Origin of the sequence: Pseudoxanthomonas helianthi, from assembly GCF_017939625.1 — a bacterium.
GTDB lineage: Bacteria > Pseudomonadota > Gammaproteobacteria > Xanthomonadales > Xanthomonadaceae > Pseudoxanthomonas_A > Pseudoxanthomonas_A helianthi.
Genome location: NZ_JAGKTC010000001.1, coordinates 346983 through 362147 on the forward strand (window position 1 = coordinate 346983; position 15165 = coordinate 362147).

Annotated in this window: 15 protein-coding genes; 7 read left to right on the forward strand and 8 right to left on the reverse strand. The window is 66.7% G+C overall.

Features of this window, described 5'->3' with window-relative positions; translation table 11 throughout:
• Positions 1-97 precede the first annotated feature (97 nt).
• Positions 98-925: a methylenetetrahydrofolate reductase [NAD(P)H] gene (metF, locus tag J5837_RS01625; protein ID WP_210534974.1), complete on the forward strand. Its 828-nt coding sequence runs from the start codon at positions 98-100 to the stop codon at positions 923-925.
• Between the two features lie 32 nt (positions 926-957).
• Positions 958-1554 (forward strand): hypothetical protein, encoded by a 597-nt coding sequence (locus J5837_RS01630; protein ID WP_210534975.1) that lies wholly within the window; start codon positions 958-960, stop codon positions 1552-1554.
• Positions 1555-1644: 90 nt separating this feature from the next.
• On the opposite strand, the gene J5837_RS01635 is transcribed toward J5837_RS01630, so the two are convergent.
• The 5 genes from J5837_RS01635 to lptF form a co-directional block, all read right to left on the reverse strand.
• Entirely contained in the window at positions 1645-2976 is a 1332-nt protein-coding gene (locus J5837_RS01635) for a sensor histidine kinase (protein ID WP_210534976.1), read from the reverse strand.
• A complete protein-coding gene (locus J5837_RS01640) occupies positions 2963-3646 on the reverse strand; it encodes a response regulator transcription factor (RefSeq protein ID WP_210534977.1) in 684 nt (227 codons plus the stop codon). The genes J5837_RS01635 and J5837_RS01640 overlap by 14 nt, the downstream gene beginning before the upstream one ends.
• Before the next feature lie 418 nt (positions 3647-4064).
• Positions 4065-4949 (reverse strand): 30S ribosomal protein S6--L-glutamate ligase, encoded by an 885-nt coding sequence (gene rimK / locus J5837_RS01645; RefSeq protein WP_210534978.1) that lies wholly within the window; start codon positions 4947-4949, stop codon positions 4065-4067.
• 394 nt (positions 4950-5343) lie between these two features.
• Positions 5344-6501: an LPS export ABC transporter permease LptG gene (lptG, locus tag J5837_RS01650; protein WP_425504825.1), complete on the reverse strand. Its 1158-nt coding sequence runs from the start codon at positions 6499-6501 to the stop codon at positions 5344-5346.
• Positions 6447-7529 (reverse strand): LPS export ABC transporter permease LptF, encoded by a 1083-nt coding sequence (lptF, locus tag J5837_RS01655; protein WP_210534980.1) that lies wholly within the window; start codon positions 7527-7529, stop codon positions 6447-6449. Before lptF ends, lptG begins: the two co-directional genes overlap by 55 nt.
• Before the next feature lie 107 nt (positions 7530-7636).
• Between lptF and J5837_RS01660 the strand changes: the two genes are divergently transcribed.
• From J5837_RS01660 to J5837_RS01670, 3 genes are all read left to right on the forward strand, one after another.
• Complete coding sequence (locus J5837_RS01660; RefSeq protein WP_210534981.1) at positions 7637-9112, forward strand: leucyl aminopeptidase; 1476 nt, start codon at positions 7637-7639, stop codon at positions 9110-9112.
• Between the two features lie 13 nt (positions 9113-9125).
• The gene (locus tag J5837_RS01665) at positions 9126-9551 is read left to right on the forward strand and encodes a DNA polymerase III subunit chi (RefSeq protein ID WP_210534982.1); all 426 of its coding nucleotides are present in this window, start codon (positions 9126-9128) and stop codon (positions 9549-9551) included.
• A gap of 114 nt (positions 9552-9665) precedes the next feature.
• On the forward strand, positions 9666-12512 hold the full coding sequence (locus J5837_RS01670; protein ID WP_210534983.1) for a valine--tRNA ligase: 2847 nt from the start codon (positions 9666-9668) through the stop codon (positions 12510-12512).
• A 108-nt stretch (positions 12513-12620) separates the two neighbouring features.
• Here the strand turns inward: J5837_RS01670 and rimI are convergent, their stop codons facing one another.
• The 3 genes from rimI to pssA are packed head-to-tail and all read right to left on the reverse strand — an operon-like array spanning position 12621 to position 14304.
• The gene (rimI, locus tag J5837_RS01675; RefSeq protein ID WP_210534984.1) at positions 12621-13118 is read right to left on the reverse strand and encodes a ribosomal protein S18-alanine N-acetyltransferase; all 498 of its coding nucleotides are present in this window, start codon (positions 13116-13118) and stop codon (positions 12621-12623) included.
• Positions 13115-13528 (reverse strand): alanine acetyltransferase, encoded by a 414-nt coding sequence (locus J5837_RS01680; protein ID WP_210534985.1) that lies wholly within the window; start codon positions 13526-13528, stop codon positions 13115-13117. Before J5837_RS01680 ends, rimI begins: the two co-directional genes overlap by 4 nt.
• The gene (pssA, locus tag J5837_RS01685; RefSeq protein WP_210534986.1) at positions 13525-14304 is read right to left on the reverse strand and encodes a CDP-diacylglycerol--serine O-phosphatidyltransferase; all 780 of its coding nucleotides are present in this window, start codon (positions 14302-14304) and stop codon (positions 13525-13527) included. Before pssA ends, J5837_RS01680 begins: the two co-directional genes overlap by 4 nt.
• A 130-nt stretch (positions 14305-14434) precedes the next feature.
• Between pssA and J5837_RS01690 the strand changes: the two genes are divergently transcribed.
• A complete protein-coding gene (locus J5837_RS01690; RefSeq protein ID WP_210534987.1) occupies positions 14435-14827 on the forward strand; it encodes a DUF4124 domain-containing protein in 393 nt (130 codons plus the stop codon).
• A 3-nt stretch (positions 14828-14830) separates the two neighbouring features.
• Positions 14831-15103, forward strand: a complete 273-nt coding sequence (locus J5837_RS01695; protein WP_210534988.1) for a DUF4124 domain-containing protein — start codon at positions 14831-14833, stop codon at positions 15101-15103.
• The last annotated feature ends 62 nt before the right edge of the window (positions 15104-15165 follow it).

Sequence of the window (15165 nt, forward strand, 5' to 3'; positions counted from 1 at the left end):
GCGCACGGCAAAGGCAATATGGATCCCGGCTTGCGCCGGGATGACGGCGCGGATTTTCATGCAACCTCAAGCAGCCCGGCTTCGACTTGGATGCCCCATGCAGACTCCCGTTTCATTTGAGTTCTATCCGCCGAAAACCGACGAGCAGCGCTCGCAACTCGACCGCACCGCGGAGAAGCTGAAGACGTATTCGCCCGAATACGTCTCCTGCACCTTCGGCGCGGGCGGCTCGACCCTGAGCTTCACTTCGGAAACGGTGCGTCACCTCAAGCAGGAACACGGCTTCGAAGCCGTGCCGCATATCTCCTGCGTCGGCGGCAGCCGCGAGGAAATCCGCGAACTGCTGAAGCTGTACCGGGCGATCGGCTGCAAGCGCCTCGTCGCGCTGCGCGGCGACCTGCCCTCGGGCATGGGCCACCCGGGCGACCTGCGCTACGCGTCGGAGCTGATCGAGTTCATCCGTGCCGAACACGGCAGTCACTTCCACATCGAAGTCGGCGCGTATCCGGAAATGCATCCGCAGGCCGAAGACGCGATGGTCGACCTCAAGCATTTCAAGGCCAAGATCGACGCCGGCGCCGACGGCGCGATCACCCAGTATTTCTACAATCCCGACGCGTATTTCCACTTCATCGACGCCGTTCGCCGCCTCGGCGTGCAGGTGCCGATCGTGCCGGGGATCATGCCGATCTCCAACTTCAGCCAGTTGCGCCGCTTCTCCGAAGCCTGCGGCGCCGAAATCCCGCGCTGGCTGGGCAAGCGCATGCAGGCCTTCGGCGACGACGCGGAGGGGATCCGCGAGTTCGGCGCCGACGTGGTCGCGCGCCTGTGCGAACGACTGGTCGCCGGCGGCGCGCCTTCGCTGCATTTCTACACGCTGAACCTGGCCAAGCCGACCCAGGCAGTGTTGTCGCGGCTGGGATGACAGGCGCGCGGGCGCCGCGCTAGGCTGCGTCGATGCGTTCCTGTTCCCTGCTGGCGATCCTCGCGCTGATCTGCGCGGCCGCGTTCTGGCCGCACGACGCCCGTGCGCAACGAGGCGTGCATCGCTGCGAAGGGATGGATGGCAAACCGGTGTTCACCGACAAGCGCTGCGAAGACGTCGGCGCGATGGATGCGCTGCCGCGTGCCGCCACGCCCACGGCCGGCAACGTCGGCGGCTCGCCGTTGCGCGGCGGCTGTTCGCGCACGCTCAGCGACCTGGTCCACCAGATCACCGCCGCGATCGACAACCGCGACGTCAACCGGCTGGCCAGCGTGTACCAGTGGGCCGGCGCGTCCGACGAAGCGGCGAACCGGATCCTCGACCGGCTCCAGGTCATCGTCGATCGCCCCTTGCTCGACATCGAGCCGATCCGCCCGGCTCCGCCGCCGATCACCGACGACGCCGGCAACATCGTCGACACGAACGAGGATGGTTACTACCCGCAGACCGCCACGCTATCGCGCCCGACCGGTCTGCGGGTGATGCAATCGCTGAAGAACGGCAGCGCCACGGCCAGCACGACCTTCGGCCTGCGCCGCAGCTACGGCTGTTTCTGGATCTCTTTGTAGGAGCGCACTTCAGTGCGCGACCGTAGAACGGCGCTGCGCGGAATTTTCCGTAAAACCCGAAGGCTCCCGGTCGCGCACTGAAGTGCGCTCCTACGATGCACGCGAGAACTTCAGGGTCGCGATCACGCCGCGTTCCGCACCCGGCCGCACGCCGACCTGCCAGTCGTACAGATCGCATAGCCGGCGGACAATGGACAAGCCGATACCCCCGCCCTGCGAATGACCGGCATGGGTGCCTCGATAGCCGCGTTCGAACAGCCGCGCGGCGTCCTCTTCGCTCAGGCCCGGACCGGTGTCGATCACTTCGACCGCATCCGCATGCAGCTTCACCGTGACCGACCCTTCCTGCGTGTACTTGACCGCGTTGCCGATCAGGTTGCCCAGCGCCACCGCCAGCGCCGACTCGGGCGCGTCGACGGTCAGGCCGCTCTCGCCTTCCATGCGAAGTTCAATAGGTTTGTTGCCCAGTTGCGCGCGATGCGCGTCGAGTTGCTGCTCCACCACCTTGGCCACCAGCGTACTGCCCTGCCCGCGTTCGTTGCGCGACAGCAGCAGCAGCGAGCCGATCAGGTCGGTGCATTGCTGTTCGGCGCGCTGGATGCGCAGCAGGCGCTGGACCAGTTTCTCGTCCAGATCGGGCCTCGCCAGCAGCAGTTCGGTAGCGCCGCGGATCACCGCCAGCGGCGTGCGCAGTTCGTGGCTGACGTCGGCATTGAACTCGCGGTCGCGCTGCACCACTTCGGTCAGGCGCTGCGAATAATCGTCCAGCGCCTTGGCCAGCTCACCGACCTCGTCCTCGGGGAAATGGGGCGCCAGCGGCCGGGGGTTGCTGCTGCCACGATAAGCGCGCAGGCGCAAAGCGAGTTCCGATACCGGGCTCATCACCCGCGATGCGGACCACCAGCCGATCAGCAACGAAATTACGGTAAATACCGGCACCACGATGTACAGCGCGCGCTCGAACTTCTGGCTGCGACGTACGCTCTCGCCCGTATCGTAGGCCAGGAAGAACCAATGATCGGGAGTCTTCCGCACCGCGAGCTTGTAACTGAAGGGCGTGCCGTCTTCGTTGGTCCCGCTGAGATTGTGGATGCCCTCGCCGAGGCTGTACCACTCCGGGTACTCGTTCTTCAAATCCGCGTATTTCTCCTTGGAGACCACCCGTCCATACATCTGCTGCACGGGCAACCCGATGTCGCGGCCGCCGCTGGAGAAGTAGCGCTGCGCGTAGGCATCGATATTGCGATCCATCAAGTCGGTGATCATGTCTTCCTCGACGCGGTTGCGGACCCAATTGGTCGCGAACGCGAGCAGCAGGGTCAGGCCCAGGCCCAACAGGAAGAAAGACATGACGATGCGGGTGCGCAGCCGGCGCCGCAGCACCGGGCGCCGTCGCGCAGGGGCGGGGTCAGTTGCTGCCATCGGGCGCGGCGATCCGGTAGCCGATGCCGTGGCGCGTCTGGATGTAGGCGCTGTCGAACGGCTTGTCGACCACGCTGCGCAGGCCGTGGATGTGCACGCGCAGCGAATCCGAATCGGGCAGTTCCTCGCCCCACACGCGGGTTTCCAGCTCCTGTCGCGTCACCACCGCCGGCGAGGCCTCCATCAGCGCCTGCAGGATCTTCAGCGCGGTCGGGTTGAGCTGCAGCAGCTTGCCCTGACGGCGCACTTCCAGCGTGTCCAGGTTGTATTCCAGCTCGCCGACTTCCAGCACGCGGGTCTGTGGCGCCTTGCCGCGGCGCGACAGCGCGTTGAGCCGCACCTCGACTTCCTGCAATGCAAACGGCTTGACCAGGTAGTCGTCGGCGCCCGAATCGAAACCCGCCAGCTTGTTGTCCAGAGTGTCGCGCGCGGTCAGCATCAGGATCGGGGTCTGCTTGCGCGCTTCATTGCGCAGCTTGCGCGAGACCTCCAGACCGTCCATGCCCGGCAGGTTCAGGTCCAGCACGATGGCGTCGAACTCGTGGACCACCGCAAGATGCAGTCCGGTGACGCCGTCGGCGGCGAAATCGACCGTATGGCCGTGGTCTTCCAGGTAATCGCCCAGGTTGGCGGCGATGTCGCTGTTGTCTTCGATGACGAGGATGCGCATGGGGCAGCTCCTGTAGGCGTGGCACGTATCGACCGCGGCCAGCGTTGCGGGTTCCCTCGGTTTAACAATCGCAACTTAACAAATTCCACCCGGCTTTCGCATGAAGCCGCCGCGTGCCTCACAGGAGCGCCCCTCTGGGCGCGACCATAAAACGGCAGCGCACCGAGGTTCCGCGGATTCGAAGGCTCCCAATCGCACCCAAGGGCGCTCCTACGGGAAGCCAAAAAAAAGCCCGGGCAGTGGTCCTGCCCGGGCCAAGAACAACCCCGATTTACCGTAATCCTGTGCATCCAGTCGCACTGACGGGGCGTGCAGGAATCGCGGTTCGGACAGCCTAGCGGCCGGGCGATTAAACCAATGTTAAAAATTTCGTTAAGGATTGGTGGGCAATCTGGCGCCGAAACGTAACACTTTGATTTTATTGACGAGAGATGACCCGACCGGCGATGTGATCGATGATCGCCTCGGCAATGCCCCGCCCGGTCGCCTGCTCGATACCTTCCAGCCCCGGGGTCGAATTGACCTCCAGCACCAATGGTCCGCGCTGCGAGGCGATCAGGTCGACGCCGGCGATCTCCAGCCCCAGCCCCTGCGCCGCGCGCACCGCGGTGGCGGCTTCCTCGGCACTGGCCTCGGCGACCTCGGCGCTACCGCCGCGATGAAGGTTGGAACGGAAATCCCCTTCGGGCGCCTGCCGGCGCATGCAGGCCACCACGCGGTCGCCGACCACGAAGCAGCGCAGGTCGGCGCCCTGCGCTTCGCCGATGAATTCCTGCACGACGAAATTGGCGTACAAGCCACGCAAGGCCTCGACCACGCTGCGCGAGGCCGAAAGCTTCTCGGTGAGCATCACGCCGGCGCCCTGCGTACCTTCGGTCAGCTTGATCACATGGGGTGGTGGGCCGAGCATCGACAGCAGGTCGGCGGTGTCGTCGGGGTTGTCGCCGAACACCGTCGCCGGCAGGCCGATGCCCTGCGCGGCCAGCAACTGGTGCGCGCGCAGCTTGTCGCGCGCGCGCAGGATCGCGTCCGACGGATTGGGGCTGAAGCTGCCCATCAGCTCGAACTGGCGCAGCACCGCAGTGCCGTAGCGGGTGACCGAAGCGCCGATCCGCGGCAGCACCGCGTCGTATCCGGATACGGGCCGGCCCTTGTAATGCATGCCGAAACCGTCGCAGGCGATGCGCATGTAGCAGCGCAGCGGATCCAGCACGCGCACGCTGTGGCCGCGCCCGCGCGCCGCCTCGACCAGGCGGCGGGTCGAATACAGCTGGCTGTTGCGGGAGAGGATGGCGAATTTCATTCAAGAGGCCCAAGAAGGTTCGGCATCAACCAAGCGTAACCCCGGAGCTTGCCGTTGTTGTTGCAATTGCTGTTTCTGCTTTTGCCTCCCAGTCCCGCCCGCGGCGGCGGAGCCGGTGAGCAAACCCAGCAGGGGGCGGCGCGCACGATGCGCACCATTTTCGGAAGGCACATGGATATGCCGTCCGAAAATTCCCGCCGGCTCCGCGTACCCGCAGTGCCGCAGGCTCGGAGGGCGCGAGGAAGGGTGTGTTTCCCTTGCTTAATTTTCTTTGCACAAGCAAAGAAAAGTAAGTCGCCGAAAGGCGAAATGCGTTTCAGCTACCAAATGGCAAAAGCAACAGCAGAGCCGCTGGATCCCCGCCTTCGCGGGGATGACGAGCCAAGAAGATTCCCTAGCTGCTGCGCCGCTTGAACAACCACGCCGACACTCCCAGCATGATCACCGGCGGCAGCGCGTAGGCGAGGCGGAAGTCCAGCTTGAACGCCGCGGCGAAGCGGCTGAACAGCATCTGCAGCAACAGGAACCCCAGCGAGAACAGGATGCCGAGGAACAACCGCTTGCCCAGGCCGCCGCTGCGCAGGCTGCCGAACGCGAACGGGATCGCCGCCAGGCACAGGGCCAGCACGTTCACCGGATAGAACCAGCGGCTCCAGTAGCTGTCCTCGTACTCGCGCGCATCCAGGCCATTGCGTTCGCGGTAATCGATGCTCTGGGCCAGGTCGCGCGCGGCCATGTAGCGCGGATTGGCGATACCGATCGCCAGCGCGGCCGGATCCAGCTTCGACTCCCAGCGTTCGCTCGGCGACCTGGCCTGGCTGACCGAACGCGCGCCGAAGGTGGTGCGCAGGACATCCGACAGCATCCATCCGCCATCCACGTGGCGCGCGCTGGCGGCGTGGGAGATCGAGGCCAGCCGACCATCGTCGGCGACCTGGTACAGGCGCACGTCGCGCAGCAGCAGGGTCGGCTTGCCTTCGGCATCCATTTCCTCTTCGCCGTTCTGCGCATTGAGGAATACGTCGCCCTCGCGCGCCCACAGGCCCGAATAGCGCGCCACCGCGACGCGGTCCGACCGCGCCGCGGCGCGGAACGCGGTGCCCTGGCTGTCCGACCAGGAGCCGAGGGTTTCCATGTTCGTGACCATCAGCGCGGTCAGCAGCGCCAGCGCGACCGCGACCGAGATGCTCAGGCGCCGACGCGACAGGCCCAGCGCGCGCAGCGCGGTCAGCTCCGAGGTCGCGGCCAACTGGCCGAGGCCCATCAGCGAACCGATCACCGCCGCATAGGGGAACAGATTGTAAAGACGGCCCGGCACGGTATACGCGACGTAGACCAATGCATGGGTGAAGCTGTAGGTGCCCTTGCCGAAATCCCTGACTTCGTTGCTGAGCGCGATCATCACGTCCATGCCCAGCAGCACCGCCCAGACCAGCAGCACGGTACCCGCCACCACCCGGCCGACGTAAAGGTCGTGCAGGTTCGGACGCCAACGGATCATGCTTTCACCGTCTTGGGCTTGCCCAGATGGCCGTCGCGCAGATAGAACCAGACCGCGAGCGCCAGCAACGGCAAACTCAGCCACCACAGGCCCAGCGCAGGCGGCAGCTTGCCTTCGGCCAGCATGTTCGTGCCGTTGAACATCAGGCTGACCCCGACCAGATAGGCGAGGAAGCCGAGGATGATCCGGCCATAACGCGCCTGCCGCGGCGAACTGCGTGCCAGCGGCAGGGTCAGCAGGGCGAAAGCCAGCGCCAGCAGCGGCGGGGTGACCCGCGCGTGTAGCTGCGCATTGGCCTGCGGCCGCGAGTCGCGGAGCAGCTCGGTCGTGGGCAGCATTTCCGGATCCCGCTCATCGCGGGCTTCTTCGCTGACCGGCAGCGCGAATTCGTTGCTGGCGAAGCGGATCAGGCGATAGTCGCGGCCTTCGTTCAACGGCCCTTCGACGCGGAAACCCTGCTGCAGGCGCAGGTAGCGGTCCTTGTCGCCGTCGAAGAACAGCTGCCCGCCGCTGGCGGTGACCACGTCGACGCGGTCGTCGCGCTGGCGCTGCACGAACACCCGGCTCATCTGCGTGCCGTCACCGGACAGCCCGCCGACATAGACCACGCTGCCGTTGGGCAACGTGGTGAACTTGCCGGCGTCCAGCCCGGCCACGACCAGGCTGCGATTGGCCTGCTCGATCATCTGCACGCGCGTGCGGTCAGCCCAGGGGCCCAGCCACAGCGACAACAGGCCGATCACCGCCACCACCGGCGCGACCAGCATCAGCAATGGCCGCAGCAGGCGGCGCGGGCCCACGCCTATCGAGGTCAGCACCGGCATTTCCGAGTCGCGATACATCCGCGCGAAGGCCAGCAGCAGGCCCAGCATCAGGGCCAGCGGCAGCACCAGCGGCAGGTAGTTCAGCAGGCGCAAGCCCAGTTGCGACAGCATCAGGCCCGCCGGGACCTTGCCTTCGGCGATTTTTCCCAGCAGATCGGCCAGCACGCCGCTCAGGCTGACCGTCAGCAGCACGATCAGGGTCGCGACGAAGCTCTGGGCGAATTCGCGGAAAAGGTAGCGGTCCAGCTTCGGCATCGGGCTTGATTTACAATTCGGGATTCATTGCGCCGGGCGGCCGGACCGCTTCGACTCGACCGGCGATTGTACGGAATCGCCCTACTTCTGCTTGGGAAATCTGCTCAATGGCCTTGGAATTCACCCTGAACCACGACGCGCCGACCGGCGCCGCCTTCGACTGCATCGTGGTAGGCGCCTTCGCCGACAAGTCGCTGACACCCGCCGGCCAGGCCATCGACGCCGCCAGCGGCGGCCGCCTGACCGCCTTGCTGGAGCGCGGCGACATCAGCGGCAAGACCGGCAAGACCGCCCTGTTGCCCGACCTGTCGGGCGTAGCCGCGCCGCGAGTGCTGGTGATCGGCCTGGGCGATGCGGCCAAGTTCGCGGTGCCGCAATATCTCAAGGCGGTCGGCGATGCGGCCCGCACGCTGAAGATCGGTCCCAGCGCCAGCGCGCTGTTCACCTTGAGCGAAGTCGAGGTGAAGGGCCGCGATGCCGCCTGGAACATCCGCCAGGCCGTGATCGCCGCCGACCACGCCGGCTATCGCTACACCGCCACGCTGGGCAAGAAGAAGAACGACGAAGCCGGCCTGTCGAAGTTCGCCATCACCGGCACCGACGCCAACGCACTGGCGCAGGGCGTGGCGATCGCCGAAGGCGTGCAGTTCGCCCGCGAGCTGGGCAACCTGCCGCCGAACATCTGCAACCCGGCCTACATCGCCGAACAGGCGCAGCAGTTCGCAGCCGCCAACGGTGCCGAATCGGAAATCCTCGACGAATCGCAGATGGAAGCGCTCGGCATGGGTTCGCTGCTGTCGGTCGCGCGCGGCTCGGCCAACCGGCCGAGGCTGGTCGTGCTGAAATGGAACGGCGCCAAGGACACCGAAGCCAAGCCCTACGTGCTGGTCGGCAAGGGCATCACCTTCGACACCGGCGGCGTCAACCTGAAGACGCAGGGCGGCATCGAGGAGATGAAGTACGACATGTGCGGCGGCGCCACCGTCATCGGCGCCTTCGTCGCCGCGGTGAAGATGAAGCTGCCGCTCAACCTGGTGGTCGTCGTGCCGGCGGTGGAAAACGCCATCGACGGCAACGCCTATCGCCCGTCCGACGTCATCACCAGCATGTCCGGCAAGACCATCGAAGTCGGCAACACCGACGCCGAGGGCCGATTGATCCTGTGCGACGCACTGACCTATGCCGAGCACTTCAAGCCCGAGGCGCTGGTCGACGTGGCCACCCTGACCGGCGCGTGCGTCGTCGCCCTGGGCCGCTACGCCACCGGCCTGATGAGCAAGCACGACGACCTGTCGAACGAGCTGCTGGCCGCGGGCGAGAACGTGTTCGACCGCGCCTGGCGCCTGCCGCTGTGGGACGAATACCAGACCCTGCTGGATTCGACCTTCGCCGACGTCTACAACATCGGCGGCCGCTGGGCCGGCGCGATCACCGCGGGCTGCTTCCTCGCCCGCTTCGCCGAAGGCCAGCGCTGGGCGCACCTCGACATCGCCGGCGTGGCCAACGACGAGGGCAAGCGCGGCATGGCCACCGGCCGTCCGGTCGGGCTGCTGAGCCAGTGGCTGCTGGACCGGGCCGCGTAAGCCCGCAGGCCGCATGTCACGCGCCGACTTCTACCTGATCGCCAAGCCGCGCTTCCTCGGGCAGCCGTTGCTGCTGGTGTGCGAACTGGCGAAAAAGGCGTACGCGGCCAACCAGCCGACGCTGATCCTGGCGCGCGACATGGCCCAGGCCGAGGAACTGGACGACCTGCTGTGGGCGTTCGATCCGGACGAATACTTGCCGCACCAGATCGTCGGTGCCGACGAAGACGAAGACGAAACGCCGGTGCTGATCGCCGCGCCGGAAACCGACGCCTCGTCGCGGCCGCTGGTGATCAACCTGCGCGACGACGTCTGGCTGAAGCCCTGCGACCGCATCCTCGAAGTCGTCCCCGCCGATCCGGCCGCCCGCGAACCGCTGCGCGAGCGCTGGAAGCAGTACAAGGCGCTTGGTTTCGAATTGAACAAACACGATATGTAATCAATCGTCATTCCGGCGCAAGCCGGAATCCAATTTGCCGTTGCTCTTTCAGCACGAAGCAAAAGCAAAATGGATCCCAGCTTGCGCTGGGATGACGGCCGACAGACAGCCCAGATGACCACCCTCGCCTCCAGCTACGACCCCAAGACCTTCGAAGCCCGCCTGTATTCCGAATGGGAGAGCGCCGGCTACTTCAAGCCATCCGGCCAGGGCACGCCGTACACCATCCTGCTGCCGCCGCCGAACGTCACCGGCACGCTGCACATGGGCCACGCGTTCCAGCAGACCCTGATGGATGCGTTGATCCGCTACCACCGCATGCGCGGCTACGACACGCTGTGGCAGGTCGGCACCGACCACGCCGGCATCGCCACCGAGATGGTCGTCTCGCGCAACCTCGCCCTCGAAGGCAAGGGCGAAACCCGCGACTCGCTGGGCCGCGACGGCTTCATCGCCAAGGTCTGGGAATGGAAGGCGCAGTCCGGCGACACCATCGAACGGCAGATGCGCCGGCTCGGCACCTCGGGCGACTGGTCGCGCAGCAGCTTCACCATGGACGCCGGCCCGTCGCAGGCGGTGATCGAAGCCTTCGTGCGCTGGTACGAACAGGGCCTGATCTACCGCGGCCAGCGCCTGGTCAACTGGGACCCCGTACTGAAGACCGCGATCTCCGACCTGGAAGTGGAAAGCGTCGAGGAAGACGGCTTCCTGTGGTCGATCCGCTATCCGCTCGCCGACGGCGCCAGCTACGAGCACGTCGAAACCGATGCCGACGGCAAAGAAACCCTGCGCGAGACCCGCGATTACCTGGTCGTCGCGACCACCCGCCCGGAAACCATGCTCGGCGATACCGCGGCGATGGTGCATCCGCAAGATCCGCGCTATGCGTCGCTGATCGGCAAGGAAGTGGTGCTGCCGCTGACCGGTCGCCGCATCCCGGTGATCGGCGACGACTACGTCGACCGCGAGTTCGGCACCGGCGTGGTCAAGGTCACGCCCGCGCACGATTTCAACGACTACCAGGTCGGCGTGCGCCATGCGCTGCCGATGATCAACCTGTTCACCCCGGTTGCGGCGATCAACGACAACGCGCCGGAGAAATACCGCGGCCTCGACCGCTACGACGCGCGCAAGGCCGTGCTCGCCGATCTCGAGGACCTCAGCCTGCTGGTCGAAACCCGGCCGCACAAGCTGCAGGTGCCGCGCGGCGACCGCACCGGCCAGGTGATCGAGCCGTACCTGACCGACCAGTGGTTCGTGAAGATGGACGCGCTGGCCAAGCGCGGCCTGGAACTGTTCGAAAGTGCCAATGGAAAGCCGGGTGAAATCAAGTTCGTCCCGCCGAACTGGATCAACACCTACCGCCACTGGATGGAGAACATCCAGGACTGGTGCATCAGCCGCCAGCTGTGGTGGGGTCATCGCATCCCGGCGTGGTTCGACGAAGCGGGCAACTGCCACGTCGGCCGCGATGAAGCCGAAGCGCGCGCCAAGGCAGGTCTATCCGCCGACGTGAAATTGACCCAGGACAGCGACGTGCTGGAAACCTGGTTCAGCTCGCAGCTGTGGCCGTTCTCGACCCTAGGCTGGCCGGACGAAGCCGCGATGAAGGAACGCGGGTTCGACCGCTATCTGCCCTCGAACGTGCTGGTCACCGGCTTCGACATCATCTTCTTCTGGGTGGCGCGCATGGTCATGGCCACCGACAGCTTCACCGGCAAGGTTCCGTTCAAGGACGTCTACATCACCGGCCTGATCCGCGACGCGCAGGGCCAGAAGATGTCGAAGTCGAAGGGCAACGTGCTCGACCCGCTGGACATCATCGACGGCATCTCGCTGGAGGACCTGCTGGCCAAGCGCACCACCGGCCTGATGAAGCCTCAAGACGCGCCAAAGATTGAGAAGGCCACGCGCAAGGAATTCCCCGACGGCATCGCTGCGCACGGTGCCGATGCGCTGCGCTTCACCATCGCCGCGCTGGCCACCCACGGCCGCGACATCAAGTTCGACCTAGGCCGCGCCGAGGGCTACAAGAATTTCTGCAACAAGCTGTGGAACGCGACGCGCTTCGTGTTGATGAACACCGATGGCGTCAGCTTCCACGGCAAGCCGCAGCCGAAGACCGACGCCGAGCGCTGGATCCTCGCCCGCCTCGCGCAGGCGACCGACAAGGCCGCGGCCCACTTCGCCGAATACCGCTTCGACCTGCTCGCGCAGGCGCTGTACGAATTCGCCTGGAACGAGTTCTGCGACTGGTTCGTCGAACTGGCCAAGCCCGCGCTGAACGGCGATGACGCCGAAGCCGCGGCTTCGACCCGCCACACCCTGCTGTACGTGCTGGAATCGCTGCTGCGACTGCTGCACCCGCTGATCCCGTTCGTCACCGAGGAACTGTGGCTGCAGGTCGCGCCCAAACTGGGCATCGAGGGCCGGACGATTTCGCTGCGGCCCTACCCGGCCACCGCCGATTCCGCCGGGCAGGATTTCGCCGGCGCCGAAGCCGACGTGGAATGGCTGAAGGCCATGGTTTCCTCGCTGCGCCGCATCCGCAGCGAACTGAACGTCGCGCCGGGCAAGACGGTTCGCCTGCTGTTGCAGGGCGGAGACGCCCAGGATCGCGCGCGCGCCGACAAGTTCGCCGCGTCGCTGAAGTTCCTGCTGAAGCTGGAAGGCATCGAGTCGCTCGACGCTTCCGCCGAAGCGCCCGCTTCCGCCGCCGCGGTGGTCGGCGAATTGAAACTGCTGGTGCCGCTGCAAGGCCTGGTCGATCTGGATGCCGAGCGCGTGCGACTGGACAAGGAAATCGCCCGCGTCGCCGGCGAGAAGGAAAAGAGCGAAGCCAAGCTGGCGAAGTTCAGCGACAAGGTGCCGCCGGCGGTGATCGAACAGGAGCGCCTGCGCCTGGCCGACTGGAGCACCAAGCTGGAAGCGCTGCAGGGGCAGCGCGCGAAGCTGGGCTGACCCGTGTAGGAGCGCACTTCAGTGCGCGACCTGGATATAGGACTTGCGGACAATTCCGTGGGCCGAAACGTCTACGGTCGCGCACTGAAGTGCGCTCCTACAAAAAGGTTACAACGGCGGCATGCGCTCCACTTCGCCGTCCACCAGTTCCATCGCCATCACGATGGCGTCCTCGCGCCCGTCGCGCGCCGGGTAGTAGCGCGGGCGCCGGCCGATCTCGTTGAAGCCTTCGCTTTCGTACAGCGCCTTCGCGCCCGGGTTGGACGGCCGAACTTCGAGGAACACGCGCTCGGCCTTGCGGTCGCGGGCGTGCTTCAGCAACGCGCGCAACAGGAACCGGCCCAGGCCACGGCCCTGGCGTTCGGGCGCGACGCAGATGTTGAGGACGTGCACTTCGCCGACGGCGAGGCTGATGATCGCGTAGCCGCTGACCGCGTCGCCTTCCAGCAGCAGCCACGCCGGATAGCCGGCCTGCAGGCAGTCGCGGAAGATGCCGCGCGTCCACGGGAACGGATAGGCGCGGTTTTCGATCGCCATCACCGCATCCAGGTCGGACTCGCGCAGCGGCCGCAAGGCGGGTGCGGCGTCGGCGCGCACCGCGCTCACCCCGGCATGCCCTTGCGCAGCGCGCGCAGGCGCGGCCACAGCGCGCGCTTGGCCGCCGGGTTGCCGCGCAGCTCGGACGAAGGCGGCCATTGCGCGATGAGCTCGGCCATGCCCGGCGCGTTCGGGTTGATCGCCGCGGCGCGGATCAGGGCGATGTGCAGGCGGTCGGGCAGTCGCGCGGCCGGGCGGCGCGTGGTCGGCGCGGCTTCGCGCGGGGTAGCCGGTGCCTGCGGAGGCAGGGCGCGCGTGCGCTGCGGCGGTGCAGGCGTGCGTTCGGAAATCGTGGCGGGCGCAGGTGCGGCTTCCGCCGTTACCTCCGGCAACGCGCCGCGCACGTACACCGCATGACCCAATGCGGCCAGCCAACCATGCTGCTCGGCGGTCCACAGCGGCGAAGCGGTTTCGCTCACGCGGCGGCGTCCGGCTTGTGGCGGCGGGCACGCTGCCACAGCCAGTAGCCCGGGCCGGACAATGCGTACAGCACGCCGACCGCCAGCAGTACGCGCGGCAGGTCGACGACCAGCACGGCGATCACCACTGGGATCAGCAGCAGCACCACGAACGGCACGCGATCGGACTTCGGCCCGTTGCCGCCGCCCTTGAAGCTCCAGAAACGTACCCGGCTGACCATCAGCAACGCGCAGCACAGGGTGACCGCAAGCGCGACGTAGCGCAGTTCCTCGCCGTTCCAGCCCAGGTCGCCATCGGCGAAGGCCCAGACGAAGGACATCATCAGCCCCGCGGAAGCCGGGCTGGCCAGGCCGATGAACCAGCGCTTGTCGACCACCCCGACCTGGGTGTTGAAACGGGCCAGGCGCAGCGCCGCGCAGGCCGCGTACAGGAACGCCACCGCCCAGCCGACCCGGCCCAGGGTGCTGCCGTCGTACTTCAGCGCCGACAGCGACCAGTGGTACATCACCAGCGCCGGGGCCATGCCGAAGCTGACCAGATCGGCCAGCGAGTCGTACTGCACCCCGAATTCGCTGCTGGTGCCGGTCAGGCGCGCTACGCGGCCATCGAGGCCGTCGGCGATCGCGGCGATGAACACCGCCACCGCGGCATGCACGAACTGGCCGTTGGCGGCGGCGATGATCGCGTAGAAACCGCCGAACAGGCCGGCCGTGGTGAACAGGTTCGGCAGCAGGTAGATGCCGCGCGAGCGCGGGGCGGGTCGGTTTTCGTCCATGCCGGCAGTTTAGCCTAGAGCGTGTCATGTGCTTTGGAGTGCTTCAAAGTGCATGGCACGCTCTAAACGCGCGCTTGCCCGACCGCCCCCGCAGTGCTGCAATGCCGGGGTCCAGCCCCTCGGAGCCGCCATGCGCCACCTGCCCCTGTGCTGTTCGCTGGCCTTGGCCCTCGCCGCCCTTCCCGGTGCCGCGCAGGAACGTGTCTACCAGTGGAAGGACGCCAATGGCGTTACCCACTATTCGCAGAACCCGCCCGCCGGCCGCGCCTACCAGGAACGCCGGATCGACGGCAGCGACCCGGCGGTGCCTGCGAAGCCGGCGGCCGCGGCCGAAAGCGCGGACTGCGCCCAGGCCCGCGCCAACCTGAAGCTGCTGGACGGCAACAACCCGTCCCTGCTGATGGATTCGGACAAGGACGGCAAGCCCGACAAGCCGCTGGACGAGGCCGAACGCACCCGCCAGCGCGGTCTGGCCCAGCAATGGATCCAGCGCCAGTGCACGCCGACCGCGGCGGGCAGCTGAAGCATGCGCTCCGCGTGGCTGGCGCTGCTGGTCGGGCTGCTGGTCGGTGCCGGCATCGCCTGGTGGCAATCGCGGGACACGCCCGAGCAGCTTCGCGACAGGCACCAGCGCGCCGAACGCGCCGCGGCCGCGCAGGCCCGCGATGCCGAACCCGTGCTGTATCGCTGGCGCGATGCCACCGGCGTGCTGCAGGTGACGGAAAAGCCGCCGAAAGGCCGGCCTTACCAGCGCGTTCCGCGCGAGGCGAAGGCCGGCATCGAGGTGCGCGGAGAGTAGCTTTTGCTCCCCTTCTCCCGGAGGGAGAAGGAAAAGCTGGCAAAATGACCGCTTTCCCCCGC

Coding starts and splice junctions, on each gene's coding strand:
- rimK (WP_210534978.1), bottom strand. CDS start 4,949: ATGAAATTCGCCATCCTCTCCCGCAACAGCCAGCTGTATTCGACCCGC.
- pssA (WP_210534986.1), bottom strand. CDS start 14,304: ATGGACGAAAACCGACCCGCCCCGCGCTCGCGCGGCATCTACCTGCTG.
- J5837_RS01665 (WP_210534982.1), top strand. CDS start 9,126: ATGTCACGCGCCGACTTCTACCTGATCGCCAAGCCGCGCTTCCTCGGG.
- J5837_RS01640 (WP_210534977.1), bottom strand. CDS start 3,646: ATGCGCATCCTCGTCATCGAAGACAACAGCGACATCGCCGCCAACCTG.
- metF (WP_210534974.1), top strand. CDS start 98: ATGCAGACTCCCGTTTCATTTGAGTTCTATCCGCCGAAAACCGACGAG.
- J5837_RS01635 (WP_210534976.1), bottom strand. CDS start 2,976: ATGGCAGCAACTGACCCCGCCCCTGCGCGACGGCGCCCGGTGCTGCGG.
- J5837_RS01695 (WP_210534988.1), top strand. CDS start 14,831: ATGCGCTCCGCGTGGCTGGCGCTGCTGGTCGGGCTGCTGGTCGGTGCC.
- J5837_RS01660 (WP_210534981.1), top strand. CDS start 7,637: ATGGCCTTGGAATTCACCCTGAACCACGACGCGCCGACCGGCGCCGCC.
- lptF (WP_210534980.1), bottom strand. CDS start 7,529: ATGCCGAAGCTGGACCGCTACCTTTTCCGCGAATTCGCCCAGAGCTTC.
- J5837_RS01630 (WP_210534975.1), top strand. CDS start 958: ATGCGTTCCTGTTCCCTGCTGGCGATCCTCGCGCTGATCTGCGCGGCC.
- J5837_RS01670 (WP_210534983.1), top strand. CDS start 9,666: ATGACCACCCTCGCCTCCAGCTACGACCCCAAGACCTTCGAAGCCCGC.
- J5837_RS01690 (WP_210534987.1), top strand. CDS start 14,435: ATGCGCCACCTGCCCCTGTGCTGTTCGCTGGCCTTGGCCCTCGCCGCC.